This is a genomic window from Leucobacter sp. M11, assembly GCF_035726885.1.
Taxonomy (GTDB): Bacteria; Actinomycetota; Actinomycetes; order Actinomycetales; family Microbacteriaceae; genus JAPFRB01.
The window spans coordinates 630,829-631,298 of the sequence record NZ_JAPFRB010000003.1 but is presented as its reverse complement, the minus strand read 5'-3'; the positions used below and the strand labels follow the sequence as shown (position 1 = coordinate 631,298).

The window sequence follows — 470 nt, the reverse complement described above, 5'->3', positions numbered from 1 at the left end:
TACTCGACGTCGTCGCGGGTGAGCCGGAGGTAGGCGTCCTCCAGGGAGCCAGAGGCCGTGCTCAGCTCGTGCAGGACGAGGCCGTGGCTCGCCGCGACCTGGCCCACCTGGGCCGCCTCAATGCCGTCGAGCATCAGGGTGTCGGGCCGCTCACCGCGGGTAATGGTGATGTGCGGGGCGCCGAGCAGGGTCGCGAGCCGGGCGGAGTCGGGGCTGGCCACGCGGACCGTGCGTCGGCTCCCGGCGCTCACGAACTCGGAGACGGGGGCGTCAGCGAGGACGCGGCCGCGGCCCAGCACGATGATGTGGTCCGCGGTCTGGGCCATCTCGCTCATCAGGTGGCTCGACAGCAGGATCGTCCGGCCCTCGGCCGCCAGGCGGCGCACGAGCGAGCGCACCCAGAGCACGCCGTCGGGGTCGAGGCCGTTGATCGGCTCGTCCAGGATGAGCACCTCTGGGTCGCCGAGCAT

Annotated in this window: 1 pseudogene; it reads right to left on the bottom strand. The window is 72.6% G+C overall.

The annotated features are described in order from the left end of the window. Positions 1-470, bottom strand: a pseudogene (locus tag OOT08_RS11360) (ABC transporter ATP-binding protein); the annotation flags it as partial.